The sequence below is a fragment of the Geobacillus zalihae genome, from assembly GCF_030414215.1.
Lineage (GTDB): Bacteria > Bacillota > Bacilli > Bacillales > Anoxybacillaceae > Geobacillus > Geobacillus zalihae.
In genome coordinates this window covers 1,529,451-1,542,012 of record NZ_CP129217.1, presented here as the reverse complement: position 1 = coordinate 1,542,012, position 12,562 = coordinate 1,529,451, and the positions used below count along the sequence as shown (strand labels likewise).

Annotated in this window: 19 protein-coding genes; 5 read left to right on the top strand and 14 right to left on the bottom strand. The window is 53.1% G+C overall.

Annotation, left to right across the window (positions count from 1 at the left end):
- Positions 1 to 8 precede the first annotated feature (8 nt).
- The 3 genes from QWV57_RS07860 to QWV57_RS07850 form a co-directional block, all read right to left on the bottom strand.
- The gene (locus QWV57_RS07860; protein WP_081133104.1) at positions 9 to 830 is read right to left on the bottom strand and encodes a M15 family metallopeptidase; all 822 of its coding nucleotides are present in this window, start codon (positions 828 to 830) and stop codon (positions 9 to 11) included.
- 49 nt (positions 831 to 879) lie between these two features.
- On the bottom strand, positions 880 to 1,590 hold the full coding sequence (gene deoD / locus QWV57_RS07855) for a purine-nucleoside phosphorylase (RefSeq protein ID WP_013145436.1): 711 nt from the start codon (positions 1,588 to 1,590) through the stop codon (positions 880 to 882).
- A 511-nt stretch (positions 1,591 to 2,101) separates the two neighbouring features.
- Positions 2,102 to 2,509: a hypothetical protein gene (locus QWV57_RS07850; RefSeq protein ID WP_013145438.1), complete on the bottom strand. Its 408-nt coding sequence runs from the start codon at positions 2,507 to 2,509 to the stop codon at positions 2,102 to 2,104.
- 126 nt (positions 2,510 to 2,635) lie between these two features.
- On the opposite strand from QWV57_RS07850, the gene QWV57_RS07845 reads away from it, so the two are divergent.
- Positions 2,636 to 2,794, top strand: a complete 159-nt coding sequence (locus QWV57_RS07845) for a protein YoyE (protein WP_008879283.1) — start codon at positions 2,636 to 2,638, stop codon at positions 2,792 to 2,794.
- A gap of 35 nt (positions 2,795 to 2,829) precedes the next feature.
- Here the strand turns inward: QWV57_RS07845 and QWV57_RS07840 are convergent, their stop codons facing one another.
- Both QWV57_RS07840 and QWV57_RS07835 read right to left on the bottom strand, forming a co-directional pair.
- Positions 2,830 to 2,994, bottom strand: coding sequence for a hypothetical protein (locus QWV57_RS07840; protein WP_015374739.1), 165 nt, complete (start codon positions 2,992 to 2,994; stop codon positions 2,830 to 2,832).
- 105 nt (positions 2,995 to 3,099) lie between these two features.
- Positions 3,100 to 3,417, bottom strand: coding sequence for a YodL-like protein (locus tag QWV57_RS07835; RefSeq protein WP_015374738.1), 318 nt, complete (start codon positions 3,415 to 3,417; stop codon positions 3,100 to 3,102).
- A gap of 222 nt (positions 3,418 to 3,639) precedes the next feature.
- Between QWV57_RS07835 and QWV57_RS07830 the strand changes: the two genes are divergently transcribed.
- Entirely contained in the window at positions 3,640 to 4,761 is a 1,122-nt protein-coding gene (locus QWV57_RS07830) for a DUF2515 domain-containing protein (protein WP_081133103.1), read from the top strand.
- A gap of 11 nt (positions 4,762 to 4,772) precedes the next feature.
- Here QWV57_RS07830 and QWV57_RS07825 read toward each other — a convergent pair whose 3' ends face one another.
- Positions 4,773 to 4,952 carry a YozD family protein gene (locus tag QWV57_RS07825; RefSeq protein ID WP_011231069.1) on the bottom strand — a complete coding sequence of 60 codons (180 nt, stop codon included), beginning with the start codon at positions 4,950 to 4,952 and terminating at the stop codon, positions 4,773 to 4,775.
- A 130-nt stretch (positions 4,953 to 5,082) separates the two neighbouring features.
- On the opposite strand from QWV57_RS07825, the gene QWV57_RS07820 reads away from it, so the two are divergent.
- Entirely contained in the window at positions 5,083 to 5,205 is a 123-nt protein-coding gene (locus tag QWV57_RS07820; RefSeq protein ID WP_013145441.1) for a hypothetical protein, read from the top strand.
- Here the strand turns inward: QWV57_RS07820 and yodN are convergent.
- From yodN to QWV57_RS07800, 4 genes are all read right to left on the bottom strand, one after another.
- Positions 5,187 to 5,831: a germination protein YodN gene (yodN, locus tag QWV57_RS07815; protein ID WP_020756799.1), complete on the bottom strand. Its 645-nt coding sequence runs from the start codon at positions 5,829 to 5,831 to the stop codon at positions 5,187 to 5,189. The two genes, QWV57_RS07820 and yodN, sit on opposite strands and share 19 nt — an antisense overlap.
- A 132-nt stretch (positions 5,832 to 5,963) precedes the next feature.
- The gene (locus tag QWV57_RS07810; protein ID WP_011231067.1) at positions 5,964 to 6,182 is read right to left on the bottom strand and encodes a YozE family protein; all 219 of its coding nucleotides are present in this window, start codon (positions 6,180 to 6,182) and stop codon (positions 5,964 to 5,966) included.
- Between the two features lie 346 nt (positions 6,183 to 6,528).
- Entirely contained in the window at positions 6,529 to 7,530 is a 1,002-nt protein-coding gene (gene bioB, locus QWV57_RS07805; protein ID WP_011231066.1) for a biotin synthase BioB, read from the bottom strand.
- Positions 7,531 to 7,687: 157 nt separating this feature from the next.
- The gene (locus QWV57_RS07800; protein ID WP_013523669.1) at positions 7,688 to 9,127 is read right to left on the bottom strand and encodes an NAD(P)/FAD-dependent oxidoreductase; all 1,440 of its coding nucleotides are present in this window, start codon (positions 9,125 to 9,127) and stop codon (positions 7,688 to 7,690) included.
- 178 nt (positions 9,128 to 9,305) lie between these two features.
- Between QWV57_RS07800 and QWV57_RS07795 the strand changes: the two genes are divergently transcribed.
- A complete protein-coding gene (locus QWV57_RS07795) occupies positions 9,306 to 9,899 on the top strand; it encodes a DUF502 domain-containing protein (RefSeq protein WP_060787806.1) in 594 nt (197 codons plus the stop codon).
- A 42-nt stretch (positions 9,900 to 9,941) separates the two neighbouring features.
- On the opposite strand, the gene QWV57_RS07790 is transcribed toward QWV57_RS07795, so the two are convergent.
- Both QWV57_RS07790 and QWV57_RS07785 read right to left on the bottom strand, forming a co-directional pair.
- Positions 9,942 to 10,880, bottom strand: coding sequence for a magnesium transporter CorA family protein (locus tag QWV57_RS07790; RefSeq protein WP_060787807.1), 939 nt, complete (start codon positions 10,878 to 10,880; stop codon positions 9,942 to 9,944).
- 314 nt (positions 10,881 to 11,194) lie between these two features.
- On the bottom strand, positions 11,195 to 11,341 hold the full coding sequence (locus QWV57_RS07785) for a hypothetical protein (RefSeq protein ID WP_013145445.1): 147 nt from the start codon (positions 11,339 to 11,341) through the stop codon (positions 11,195 to 11,197).
- 182 nt (positions 11,342 to 11,523) lie between these two features.
- On the opposite strand from QWV57_RS07785, the gene QWV57_RS07780 reads away from it, so the two are divergent.
- Complete coding sequence (locus QWV57_RS07780) at positions 11,524 to 11,814, top strand: HesB/YadR/YfhF family protein (protein ID WP_015374734.1); 291 nt, start codon at positions 11,524 to 11,526, stop codon at positions 11,812 to 11,814.
- Positions 11,815 to 11,839: 25 nt separating this feature from the next.
- Here QWV57_RS07780 and QWV57_RS07775 read toward each other — a convergent pair whose 3' ends face one another.
- Positions 11,840 to 12,247, bottom strand: coding sequence for a hotdog fold thioesterase (locus tag QWV57_RS07775; protein ID WP_301102040.1), 408 nt, complete (start codon positions 12,245 to 12,247; stop codon positions 11,840 to 11,842).
- A complete protein-coding gene (locus QWV57_RS07770) occupies positions 12,247 to 12,561 on the bottom strand; it encodes a hypothetical protein (RefSeq protein WP_060787808.1) in 315 nt (104 codons plus the stop codon). The genes QWV57_RS07775 and QWV57_RS07770 overlap by 1 nt, the downstream gene beginning before the upstream one ends.
- Between the last annotated feature and the right edge of the window lies 1 nt (position 12,562).

Below are 12,562 nucleotides of genomic sequence, written 5' to 3'. Positions count from 1 at the left end.
CGCCGTTTTCACACTTTTTTCACTACTTTGAAATATTCTTCAAGCGTCAAGCCGCGCTTTTTGATCACCGCGGCCGCCTTCCGCCCGACATAGCGGAGATGCCACGGCTCATACTTATAGCCGGTCACCGCTTCCTTTCCTTTCGGGTAGCGGATGATGAATCCGTACTCGTGCGCATGAGCGGCTACCCATTGCCCTTCTTTTGTCACCCCGAACGATTCGGTCAGCTGACAGCCGGCCGAGCGGCTGCTGATATCGACCGCCAGCCCTGTCTGATGCTCGCTCTGACCTGGATGAGCGACCGCTTGAACCGCTTTTTCCTTCCCTTTTTGCCGCACTTCTTCAGCAAAAATCACCTGCTGCCGCTCGTATGAACGATAAGCGGACACGGCCACCAGCTCAATGCCATCGCGGCGTGCGGCGGCAAACATCTCCTCAAGCGCCGCGGCCGCTTCGGCCCGCATATGCCGCTTTTCCGCGTTCGGGTCAGCACACAAAAACGGCACGCGCGGCACGACCAAGTCCGCCGGCTTATAGCCAGGCGGGAGCGACTGTTCTTTATTGACGAGCACCAAAATGTTGTCAGGGTTTTGAATCACTTTTTGTCCGTTTTGCACCTTGACGATGTTCCAATATTTCGCCTCAAGCTGCAAATCGGGATCGACGGGGCTCTCGCTCGTTTTCCCCTGTTGTTGATGATCGCTTGGGTGCACCGCGCTTTCCGGCGGCTGGCCGGACGGGCCGGCCGCACCGTTGCTGCCGCTCTCCCCTGTTTGGCAGCCGGCGAGCAGCAGGCACACCAACATCGCCGCTTGCCATCGCTGGTTCATGTTCCTTCTCCTTTTCTGTTTTCCCAGGCCCAAGCGCCCGGCAGCCCAATCACGCGCCATTGCGGATCGCCGCTTCAAGCGCCACTTCAATCATCTCGTTAAACGTCATTTGCCGCTCCTCAGCCGTCGTTTCTTCTCCGGTGAGAATATGGTCGCTGACCGTCAGCACCGACAGCGCCCGGCAGCCGAATTTCGCCGCCAGCGTATAGAGCGCCGCCGTTTCCATCTCGACAGCCAATACACCGTAGCGCGCCCACGTTTCCCAATTCGGTTCATCATTGTAAAACATGTCGGCGGTGAACACATTGCCGACTTTTAGCGCCAGCCCTTTTTCCACCCCTACTTCATACGCCGTCCGCAGCAGATGGAAATCGGCGGTTGGCGCATAATCGCGGCCGCGGAAAATGAGCCGGTTCATGTTGGAATCGGTCGACGCGCTCATCGCCAAAATGACGTCGCGGACGCGCACATCCGGCTGAATCGCTCCGCACGTTCCGACGCGGATGAGCGTCTTTACGCCGTAGCTTTGGATCAGTTCGTTCACATAAATCGAAATGGACGGCACGCCCATGCCGGTCCCTTGCACGGAAATGCGCTCCCCTTTATACGTCCCGGTAAATCCGAGCATGCCGCGCACTTCGTTGTAGCATACCGCTCCTTCCAGAAACGTTTCGGCAATGTATTTGGCGCGCAGCGGATCACCCGGCAGCAAAATGCGCTCCGCGATCTCCCCTGCCTTCGCTCCGATATGTACGCTCAATGGGATTCCTCCTTTGGTTTGAACGATTGTTGTCGGGCCATGCCCTCGTCTATCATATCATATGTTTGCGGAAAATGGCAGTCTTCCTTCGAGTAGCCGAGGCGGCGAACGGGCATACTATGTGTGCCTGCCCGAGGAGAAAGGAGGAAAAGACCGATGAAAAAGAAACTCGAACAAGCGGTGGAATACGCCAACAAAACCAATCCATCGTCCAAATCAAACAATCAGCCGTCCACATCGAAAAAGGAAAAGACCAAATTCTAACATCATTCCGAAAGAAGTCTCCCACTTCGAAACGTGAAGGTGCACGAGCACCCGTCCATGTGGGAGATGAATGTTGGCCGGCAATCGCCGTCGGATCGAATCACATGTTGTTCAAACGGGCACCTTCGAAACGAAGGGAAGCGGAAAGGGTCCTTGTGCATTGTCGTTTGGCACATACGCAAATCGCTGAAAGCTCCCCCTGTGCACTCGCGGAGGTGGGTGAGACATTTGCGGGGGAGCCGCTCTCTTACGATGTTTTGGATCGGCGATAATCGCCCCGATGGCGGCGCGCCAAATACCGCTCATTGATATACAGCACCTTTTTGTCTTTGCTGCGCGTATATTTTTTCTCGCGCTCGCGCCGCCTGGCGACAAGCCAACAGGAAAACAAATACAGTGGAAAGACGAGCTGCATCGCGCCGGCAAAGACATACCAAAAACCGTTGATATCGGCCAAATCGCGCAAGTACACGTCGATGCCGCTGAGCCGATAGTACATGTCAGCAACGATGGCAGCGATGATGACGACGTTGACCGCATGGAGAAGGGGCACGCTTCTCCAGCGGAACAAGAGTCGCTCAACTTGCCCTTTGACCCAAAGCAATGCCGCAATCGAGACAACGCACACAAGCAGCGACAGCGCCAGTGCGGCCATCGTTTCGCCCCCTTCCCTCTTTTCTCCTGCGCCCGCCGCATGATGCCGCCTGCAAACATTTTCCGTCGATGAACCGCCGTCAGACCGCATACACTAACGACGACGACGGTTCAAGGAGGGAAAACGATGGGCAAAAAACACCGCAACCGCATTAACGGGCAGAAAAAGAACAACCATATTCCAAAAGAAGCATTGATTGCTGAAGATGAGGCGCATGCCAAAGAATATTCCGCCGCCGGCGGCCGGAAAAACGGTCCGGGCCATCACGACAATCCAGAATCGTGACAAACCGCAGAAACCCTTGTGCGATACAAGGGTTTCTATCGCGGTTCCGACGGCTCGGATTCGTCCCAAGCAAGCGTGACGACTTTTGTATATTCCCCGCGTTCAATTTCCTCTTTTGTCGCTCTTTCATTCAGCTCCTCATCGTCGTCGATGCCCGGGGCCACCATCGGCATGTCGCGCCGCCGTTCGTCATGTTCCATCAAGTCCGCCCCCTTTCCTTTCTTATCCGTTCCCGAAACAAGGGGGCTTTATTCATATTATATCATCTCTAGCTCTTGCTGGCGACTATATTTTCGAATATTCCGTCAACAGATGAGCTGACGTTCCACTTGTTTCCATCCGTCTGGACAAAGGCGATAGTACGTCTGTCCTTTCCGCCCTTCATCGATCAGCACAACGTCCCCAGTCCGCATAAATCGAGCTTGACAGTTTTTCGGCATCAGATCGGCGACATTCAACATCCGATACAACACCGCCAGCACTTCATCATGTCCGGCCGCCGTCACCGTCATGCGGCACACTTGCCGGTAGCCTTTCGTTTCCCCAAAGCGCGGTGTTTGAAAAACGACCGCCTCATATGCACGTTTTGTCATCCACATCCGTTTCCCCCATAAACGAACCATTGTTTTCCTCTCCCTTCTCCCAATAAATCGGCCCTCCGCGTCCCATACTATGGTTGATGTCGAATTCGATCGCGAATCGTCTTCGGAGCCGAGAAAAACGTGTATTGTACTTATTTGGTGATTTGGCGTGTCGATTCCTTCAGCAAACGAGCACTCCTTTTGTCGAAACGATCGCGGTCTTCTGGCAAAAGTCCACAAATGATGCAAAGGAGAGACAGCCTGATGCCGACTCGCCCGTTCGCTTGGCTGCGCCATCCGCTTCAGTATGCCTACCGCTCCTTTTTGTACCGCCATCCGGTCCGCATCGCCGATGACGGCCTGCTTCGCCGGATGGCCGCCCGCACAACTGTCCCGACTGACGGACCGCTCAGCGCGGAAGAAAAGAGCATTGTTGCCGCCATTCGTCGGAAAACGGCGGAACATAACCGCAACAATGTGACGCGCACCGCCGCCTACTTAGCGTTTTTTGAGCGCCATCGGGAAATTCATTGGGCGTTTTTAGCCCATCTCGTCTCGCGCAACGGCGGTTGGAACATGACTGATTTGCGCGGCGGCCTTCTTCCGTTTTTGCTGCCGGAACAAATCATTGCACCCCTTTTTTTGTTTTTGGAGCGCGCCAATGCCCTCATTTTTCATGATGCCTATCCGCAGCTTCTGCTGTACGAAGAAAGCAAACGGAGGGAGACGCCGCTGTTTCATTTGTTGCCGGCGCTAGCGGTGTCTTCGTTTATGAAGCCGATGTGGGAACATTTTTGGGAAACGGGGAATGCCGCGCTTCTTACGGTTGCTCTGATCATCAACGAGCAGCAGTACATCCAGCTTCGCGTCATCGAACATCCGTTTTTCCGCACCCGCGTGCTGTCAAGCTGGCCGTTTATTGTCGAGCAATGGCTCGGGTTCAACGATGTGCTCATCCCATATGCCAAAGGCCGCCGCGTAGCGCTTGCCGGAACGACCGTGCGCGATTTCGCCGACGTCCACCACCGCATCCATATAGGCAAAACGCTGTACAGTCTGCTGCTGTTTGACGCCCGGCTGTTTCGCGGCGCCTGCCGCTTTGCCCGCTGCGTCCCCCACAGCGGCTCACGCGCCGACTTCTGGCCGCAATCGTTCGCTGAAACGCCTGATGGGCGCCGCTTTTACAGCCCCCGCCTTGAGGAAGCTTGGCCGGATCTTGCGCACCCGTTCCACGATCATCGCGATTGGTTCACCGATGAGGCGATCATGCAGACGCTTGAAACGCTCCCGCTTCCGGCCTCGGGCGACATGACCAGCCGCTACGAGCGGCATTTGGCCATGATGAAAACAGCCGCCATCGCGGCGGCCAAATCAACTTCATCATAAAACGACGAGGACTACTCCCCATCGATGTCAATCTCTTCATCGATGATGCATTTTTCAAGCAAATAGTCAAACGTAATATCCGCGAGCTCCTCAAGCTCCTCTTGCGTTGGCACAAAGCCGCGGCGGATGAGTTCTTGGTAAAAAAACTCAGCGATTTCTTCCGTATCGATAATCACTTCAATTTCCTTCACCGCATCTCGCCCCCTTTGTAATGTTGTATGTCGCCGCCTTCCGTTTTATGTCAAAAATCATGTTGTACTATTTTTTCAGTCTCCCCCATACATATGTACCAACAAAACAAAAAACACGGAGGCGGACAAAATGGACAAATTCACTGCGATCGATAAAATGATGGAAACAGTTGTCAATGGATTGGGCGCGATCGTCATTTTCGCCGGCATTCCTTATTTTCTTTTTATTCTTTATCAATTTCTATCCTGGTGATCGGCGATTGTCCGCAAACGTTTTACAACTGTTTCCATCATCCGTTGGTACTGTTCATCGCCGAACCATTCATATAACGCTTTATAATCGTTGTACATGTCAAGGAGCTCGTCGACCGACGGCCCTTTCTCTCCGTTGTCGGCCGGCGGCAATAGAAGCGACGCTTTCACCGGCGCGGCGATGACAATATCTTGCACGAGCGTAATAGACGTCTCCTCTCCGTCGGCAAGCGGAATGATGTCTTCCAGATGGACTTCAATCTCCCAACCATCCATCAGCCGTTTCAATTCGTAAATCGTCTCTTCCCATCCTTCCCCGTAGTAGCGGTAAATTTCTGTCCGCACCCCAACAATTTTGAACAAATGGCCGCCATAATCGCGGACGCGGACAATTTCGCCAAGAAAAAACGGCAACTCAATTTCAATCTCTTCCGCGATCCATAAATCACCCGCAAACTCAGACAATAAAATGAGCGCTTGCTCGGCAAACAAGCTATGGCCATGGTTGATTTCGTATAAAAACACACCGTCAATCTGCTGAATATCGGTGATCGTTCCGACCGTTCCGTACAATGTATTGACGACGATGTCGCCGACGGAAAATTTCGGGCGTTTCGGCGCGCTCATTGGCCTCTCCCCCCTTTTGGAACAAATGGTTAGTATAGTATATGCATGCCAAGAAGGGTGGACACCTGCAACCGCGCGGAAAAAAGCTATTTGAAAGCGCTCCCAATTTATGAAATGGGAACGCTCCCTTAGTTATGCTTCATGCAAAAATTGCTCCCATAGCTCATCAAACACAACCATACTTTCCAAATAGTCACCGTTAAGCTCCAAATAGCCGCTCAGTTCTTCGTAGTCCGTCGACCCTTTTGGAAAGCTGTGGTCTTCATACGCTCCGTTCGCAAACCGGACGACCGGATCTTCCTGGTGTCCATGGCGGAAGCGCAGCAAGTAACGGTAGAATGACTTTGCCATGTCCCCCATCCTCTTCCTTTCCTTTTGTTGCTATTATAATGAGCTTTTGGCTGTTTGTGAAGCCTTTTTTCGCCGCTTGTATTCCCATCGTACGCGTCGGGTTGGCTTTTCATGCCAAAAAAGCGCGTCAAACGGCGCAATAGGGGTTCAATCCGCTTTTCACGTCAGAGCATAGGCAGGCCAAGTCCACCGTCTTATCATGCGCTCCGCTTCTCGCCAAGGCTTGCGATGCGCCATCGTGGCGTCCCATCTGAAACCGCATGGCGCCTCCCATGCCTCCCGCTTCGCTAGGTCTTGTCCTCGGTGAGCGCACATACAAAAAGCCGCCATCTTCCGGCGGCATCGTTCATGATACGACTCCGGCTTGCGGAGCCGGGGCAAATTCGATTTCAAACCCAAGATCCTCAAGCATTTGATAATCGGCTGACTTTTCTTGCCCGGCGGTCGTCAAATAGTCGCCGACAAAAATCGAGTTGGCGGCATACAGGCCAAGCGGCTGAAGTGAGCGCAAATTCACTTCTCGCCCGCCGGCGATGCGGATTTCTTTGGTTGGATTCATATAGCGAAAAAGGGCCAGCACCTTCAAACAGTAACGCGGGTTTAATTCGTTCGTGCCAGCCAGCGGCGTGCCGTCGATCGCATGCAAAAAGTTGACTGGAATGGAATCGGCGTCAAGCGCCCGCAAACTGCGCGCCATATCGACGACATCCCGCTTCGTTTCTTTCATGCCGATGATGACGCCGGAACAAGGCGAAAGACCAGCTTCTTTCACCGTTTCCACCGTCCGCACCCGATCGTCGTATGTATGGGACGTCGTAATGTTCGGATGGTGCTGCTTCGATGTGTTGATGTTATGATTGTAGCGATCCACCCCCGCCTCTTTCAGCCGCGCCGCCTGCTCCGGCTTTAAGATCCCAAGGCAGGCGCACACTTTCAGCCCGAACCGCTCTTTAATTTCCTTGACCGCGGACACAACGGTGTCGATCTCTTTATCGCTCGGCCCCCGGCCGCTGGCGACGATGCAGTACGTCCCAATGCGCAAACGGTGTGCTTCTTCCGCGCCGCGCAACAACGTCTCTTTGTCGACCATTTTATACGTTTTCACCGGCGCCGTCGATACGGCGGACTGCGAACAGTAGCCGCAGTTTTCCGGACAGAGGCCGGATTTGGCGTTGATGATCATGTTCAGCTTCACTTTGTTTCCATAATAGGCGGAGCGAATCCGGTACGCCCCTTGCAGCAAAAGGAGCAACTCCTCATCCGGACAATCCAATATCGCCAATGCTTCCTCATCGGTCAGCTCGTGGCCTCCCAACACTTGCTCGGCCAACACCAGCCAGTTTGCCATCTCTCCTCTCCCCTTTCCATATCATTACATTTATCGTAACGGACCAGCCGCATATTTGTCAACTATATTTTCATTTCAGTTTACTTTTTAATCCGTCCCTAGGCAGACAGCAAAAAAACAGGCCCCCGTTTGAAGGGGCCTGCCCTCGGTTCCTCACCTAATGCGTCAATTTCTCGACGATGTCGCGGGCGATCCAGACGCCGCAGGCGCTCGCCTGCGCAAGGCCGCGCGTAATGCCGGCGCCGTCGCCGCCGACATACAGCCCGGCGATTTCGGTTTCAAAGCGGTCGTTCAGTTTCGGACGCGCCGAATAAAACTTCGCTTCCACCCCATAAAAGAGCGTATGCTCAGAGGCAAGCCCCGGAGTAACATGGTTGAGCGCTTCCGTCATTTCGATCAAGCTTTTCATCGTGTTGTACGGCAAAACGAGGCCTAAATCGCCCGGCACCGCTTCTTTTAGCGTCGGTTCGATGAACCCTTCTTTGATTCGCTTTTCCGTCGATCGCCGTCCTTTTAAAATGTCGCCGTATTTTTGCACGATGATGCCGCCGTTCGACAAGGCGTTCGCCAGCCGGGAAATTTCATGGGCGTATTCGTTCGGCTTGTCAAACGGATCGGAAAACTTATGTGAAACAAGAAGGGCAAAGTTCGTGTTGTTGCTGCCGAGCTTTGGATCTTTGTACGCATGGCCGTTGGCGAGCATGATGCCGGAATGGTTTTCGACGACGACATGTCCGGACGGGTTGCTGCAAAACGTGCGCACTTGCGTCCCAACCGACGTGTTGAAAATGAATTTCCCTTCATACAGATGTTCGTTAATTTCTTGCATGACGATGTTCGATGTTTCCACGCGCACTCCGATGTCAACCTGATTGTTGATCATCCGCAAACGGCGCTTGCGCAAGATTTTGCTCAGCCAAACCGAGCCATCGCGCCCCGGAGCGATGACGACTTTTTCCGCTGTCAACGTTTCGCCGTTTTTCAGCACAACGCCTTTCACTCGATGGCCGCTCTCCGTCCGCTCGGTCACGATATCATCCACTTCCGTTGTAAAGCGCATCGCAATCCGCTCGCGCAAATATTCAAAAATGCTTTTCAAAATTTCCAAATTTTGCTCTGTACCCAAATGGCGGACGTACGCGCGCAATAGCTTCAGCCCGGCCGCATAGGCGCGCCGCTCGATCTCTTTCACTTTATCCGTCATCGGGTCGGTGATCGATGTCGTCGCTCCGTGCTTCAAGTTGATCTCATCGACATAGCGGATGAGCTCAAGTACGGTCGAAGCCGGCAAATAGTCGGTCATCCAGCCGCCGAATTCGCTCGTGATATTGAATTTGCCGTCCGAATACGCCCCCGCTCCGCCGAATCCATTCGTGATCGAACAGGCCGGCACGCAGCCGGCATAGTCTTTTTTGCCGGCCGGCGGCGGACACTTTTCAATTTTTTTTTGCAAAATCGGACAATTGCGTTTATAGATATCGTGCCCTTTATCGATTAAGAGCACGTTCGCTCCAGGGAGTTTGAGCGTCAGTTCGTAGCAAGTGAAAATGCCGGCCGGCCCGGCGCCGACCACGATCACATCGTAATGATTGTTCATGATCCATCCCCCATTTCCCATGTTCCATTCGAAAGTATACGGAACATTTGGCAGTTCGTCAAGAAAAACACGAACTTTCTTGCCGAATATAACGAAAAACGTTCGATATAATAGAGAGTTGTATAAAGCCAAAAAAATTGGTATGGTGGTAGAGAATGAATAGCGGGGAGGGAAAGGGATGCGTTTTTTCGTGAAACATTTTCTAAACGGCATGCTGACGATCGTGCCAATTTTACTCGCCGTCTATGTGTGCTACAAAGTGTTCACCGTTTTGGATGGGCTGCTTGGCCAATACGTCCGTCCGTATTTGGATGGCCGCTACATTCCCGGCCTAGGCCTATTGGCGACTGTCGCGCTGATTACCGTCTGCGGTTGGCTGTCGACGCAATACGTAAGCGGCCGCCTCATTCGACTGATCGACCGGTTGCTTGAAAGCATTCCCTTGATGAAAACGGTTTATTCCGTCACCAAAGATACAATCGCTTCCTTCGTCGGGGAAAAACGATCGTTTTCGCAAGTTGTGCTCGTTACAATGCCAGAAAGCGGCTGGAAATGCCTCGGCTTCATGTCGATGGAAGATGTCGGCGCTTGGCACGATCCTCTCGCCGACTACGTCGCCGTCTATATCCCGCAGGCGTTTCAAGTCGCCGGGTTCACCCTGCTCGTCCCGAAAGAGCAAGTGGAAGTCGTCGACATCTCGCCGGAAGAGGCGATGAAATTCATCCTCTCCGGCGGTGTGGCCGTCCGAAAGCAAAAGCGGCTGCCCCAATGACAGGGCAGCCGTTCGCATGGCCATCCAAAACGCGCGTGGCCGTCAAAAGTATCGCTTTTTCCAAAAGATGTACGCCGTCACCGCTGACAGTGAACCGGCGAGCGCCATCGCGATCAAAAAGGCGTACGGAGAGTGTTGGTACGGAATCGGTACGTTCATGCCGTAGAAACTCGCCACCATCGTCGGCAGCGAAATGACGATCGTAATAGCCGTCAAAAACTTCATCACAATGTTTAAGTTGTTTGAGATGACCGAAGCGAACGCGTCCATCATGCCGCTTAAAATGCTGCTGTATACTTCGGCCATTTCAATCGCCTGCTTGTTTTCAATAATGACGTCCTGCAGCAAATCCTGGTCATCTTCGTACATGCGCAAATAATTGAGGCGCATGAGCCGCTCCATGACGATGTTGTTCGCCTTCAGCGACGTCATGAAATACACTAAGCTTTTTTCCATGCTGAGAAGCGAAAACAGCTCCTTGTTTTTCATCGATTGGTGCAATTCTTTTTCGATTTCGCTCGTCCGCCGATTGATTTGCTTCAAGTAGCGCAAATAATACGTTGAAATCATGTACAGCATTTGCAACGCAAACCGCGTCTTCATAAACGTGTAAAAGTTTTTGATTTTGTTTTTGGAGAATTCTTCGAAAATCGGATTCTCCTGCAAGCAAACCGTAATAAAACACGTGTTCGTAATGATCATGCCGATCGGAATCGTCTCGTAAATCGGGCCGTCCACTTCATCATGGGCGACAATCGGAATGTCGACGATAATGAGCACATGGTTGTCTTCCTTTTCGACGCGCGACCGCTCCTCGTCATCCAACGCGTCTTTGATCGAATCGATCGGAATGTCCAAATGGTGGGCGATGTAGCGAATTTCGTCTTCCGTCGGGGCAACGAGATTGATCCAGCAGCCATTTTCAATATGATCGATTTCGCGCATTTTGCCGCTGGCATCGGACAAATACATTTTCATCATCTGGCATCCTTCCTCCTTTTCACGCGAGGAAGGCGGCGCCTCTTCCTTTCCGTCCGGAGCCCGTTTTCGTATGATGAGCAGCCGGCAAGAAAAGGAACAGGCCGCGTTCCCCGCTATATTCCGGTTCCGGTTCGTTCGGGCTTGAACTACTCATATACGAAAACGCCACTCCTTTCGAAAAAGATATCCCTCAAGTAATGATAGCGCGGACCGGCCCGTTTGTATAGTAGGTGCCATAAAAAAAAGCAGCCTACTGGCTACTTTATTCACAAAACAGCGCGATGTTCAACCATCGCCCGTTCGATTCGGCTTTTTTATTCGCTCGATGGCGTCGTGTTGAAAAAATCAGGCGCTTGTTTGCCCGTTTGCCGGCTGTCCGAGCGGCGCGGATGCTTTTCATTGCTTTTCCCCATCAGTCCGTCGGATTCGTAGCTGAGCGGAAACGTCCGCTTTTTGCCCACCGCCCTCACCCCCTTCGCTTTTACTGTTTGCCGCCAGCCAGCGTTTTACTCCAACCGATGAAAACAAGGACACCGCCACTTTATGGAAAGCGTTTTATCCTAAAATTGTCAGCTAATGTTCACACAATCGTTTTACCGGCGCCGTCCATTCACTTATAATAAACAAGTGAGGAGGGGAAGCCATGAACATCATGATTACAAAAAAAGCGTTTGATTGGTACAAGCGGGAGCTCGGGCTGAAGCCGGGCGATGCGATCCGCTTTTTTGCCCGCTACGGCGGGTGCAGCACCGTGCAAAAAGGGTTTTCGCTTGGCATGGCCAAAGACGAACTGGTCGACAAGCCGGCGGCGCAGACGACGGTTGACGGCGTGACGTTTTTTGTCGAAGACAGCGACCAATGGTATTTTGACGGCCGCGATTTGACGGTTGATTTGGACGAAAAAAGCGGCGAACCGGTGTTTTTGCTCCATTAACCAGCGAAAAAAGCTAGCCGTGACGCTAGCTTTTTCGAATAATGGCGATCGTGCAGCGGGAGATGCAGACGAGCTCCCCTTGTTCGTCCGTAATGCGCACATCCCACACCATCGTCGTCCGGCCGCGGTGCAACACCGTCCCTGTCGCCGTCACCGTCCCGCGGCGAACGGCGCGGACGTGATTGGCGTTGATTTCCAATCCAACGACGTTTTCCGTGTTGGGGTCCACAAGCGCGTACGCGCCGATGCTGGCGACCGTCTCCGCTAAGGCGACTGAGGCGCCGCCATGCAGCAGCCCAGCCGGCTGGTGCGTGCGATGGTCGACCGGCATCGTCGCGACGACGCGGCCTTCGCCAATCTCAACAATTTCGATGCCGAGCGTATCGATCAACGTATGTTTCGACATTTCCTTCACAACGGCCAAATCGATCATCATTCCTTCTTCCCCCGTTTCGTGAATCGTTCCAGTTCAAACAGCCGTCCTTCCTGCTGCAAAATGCGCGTTTGCGTCTCACCGAGCAAATCGAAATGCGGAAACTCACTGCGCCGGTCGATCCACTCTTCCTTCAGCCCGTACTGCCGCCCCCAAGCGGCGAGTTTTTCGACATCGGCGCAGCCGACTTTCGTCACTGTCGTGCAATGCGGAAACCGTTCGTCGTACCAATAGTGGGTCAAAAAGGCGATTTCACCGCGCTTCACTTTCTCTTTCCATGCCGCGAGCTCATGTCGGCGGATGCCAAACGCCATC

What these genes read in the sequence shown, in the direction of transcription:
- QWV57_RS07860 (WP_081133104.1), bottom strand. Translation starts at nt 830, where the DNA reads ATGAACCAGCGATGGCAAGCGGCGATGTTGGTGTGCCTGCTGCTCGCC.
- QWV57_RS07850 (WP_013145438.1), bottom strand. Translation starts at nt 2,509, where the DNA reads ATGGCCGCACTGGCGCTGTCGCTGCTTGTGTGCGTTGTCTCGATTGCG.
- QWV57_RS07845 (WP_008879283.1), top strand. Translation starts at nt 2,636, where the DNA reads ATGGGCAAAAAACACCGCAACCGCATTAACGGGCAGAAAAAGAACAAC.
- QWV57_RS07840 (WP_015374739.1), bottom strand. Translation starts at nt 2,994, where the DNA reads ATGGAACATGACGAACGGCGGCGCGACATGCCGATGGTGGCCCCGGGC.
- QWV57_RS07835 (WP_015374738.1), bottom strand. Translation starts at nt 3,417, where the DNA reads ATGGTTCGTTTATGGGGGAAACGGATGTGGATGACAAAACGTGCATAT.
- QWV57_RS07830 (WP_081133103.1), top strand. Translation starts at nt 3,640, where the DNA reads ATGCCGACTCGCCCGTTCGCTTGGCTGCGCCATCCGCTTCAGTATGCC.
- QWV57_RS07820 (WP_013145441.1), top strand. Translation starts at nt 5,083, where the DNA reads ATGGACAAATTCACTGCGATCGATAAAATGATGGAAACAGTTGTCAAT.
- yodN (WP_020756799.1), bottom strand. Translation starts at nt 5,831, where the DNA reads ATGAGCGCGCCGAAACGCCCGAAATTTTCCGTCGGCGACATCGTCGTC.
- QWV57_RS07810 (WP_011231067.1), bottom strand. Translation starts at nt 6,182, where the DNA reads ATGGCAAAGTCATTCTACCGTTACTTGCTGCGCTTCCGCCATGGACAC.
- bioB (WP_011231066.1), bottom strand. Translation starts at nt 7,530, where the DNA reads ATGGCAAACTGGCTGGTGTTGGCCGAGCAAGTGTTGGGAGGCCACGAG.
- QWV57_RS07800 (WP_013523669.1), bottom strand. Translation starts at nt 9,127, where the DNA reads ATGAACAATCATTACGATGTGATCGTGGTCGGCGCCGGGCCGGCCGGC.
- QWV57_RS07795 (WP_060787806.1), top strand. Translation starts at nt 9,306, where the DNA reads ATGCGTTTTTTCGTGAAACATTTTCTAAACGGCATGCTGACGATCGTG.
- QWV57_RS07790 (WP_060787807.1), bottom strand. Translation starts at nt 10,880, where the DNA reads ATGATGAAAATGTATTTGTCCGATGCCAGCGGCAAAATGCGCGAAATC.
- QWV57_RS07780 (WP_015374734.1), top strand. Translation starts at nt 11,524, where the DNA reads ATGAACATCATGATTACAAAAAAAGCGTTTGATTGGTACAAGCGGGAG.
- QWV57_RS07775 (WP_301102040.1), bottom strand. Translation starts at nt 12,247, where the DNA reads ATGATCGATTTGGCCGTTGTGAAGGAAATGTCGAAACATACGTTGATC.
- QWV57_RS07770 (WP_060787808.1), bottom strand. Translation starts at nt 12,561, where the DNA reads ATGGCGTTTGGCATCCGCCGACATGAGCTCGCGGCATGGAAAGAGAAA.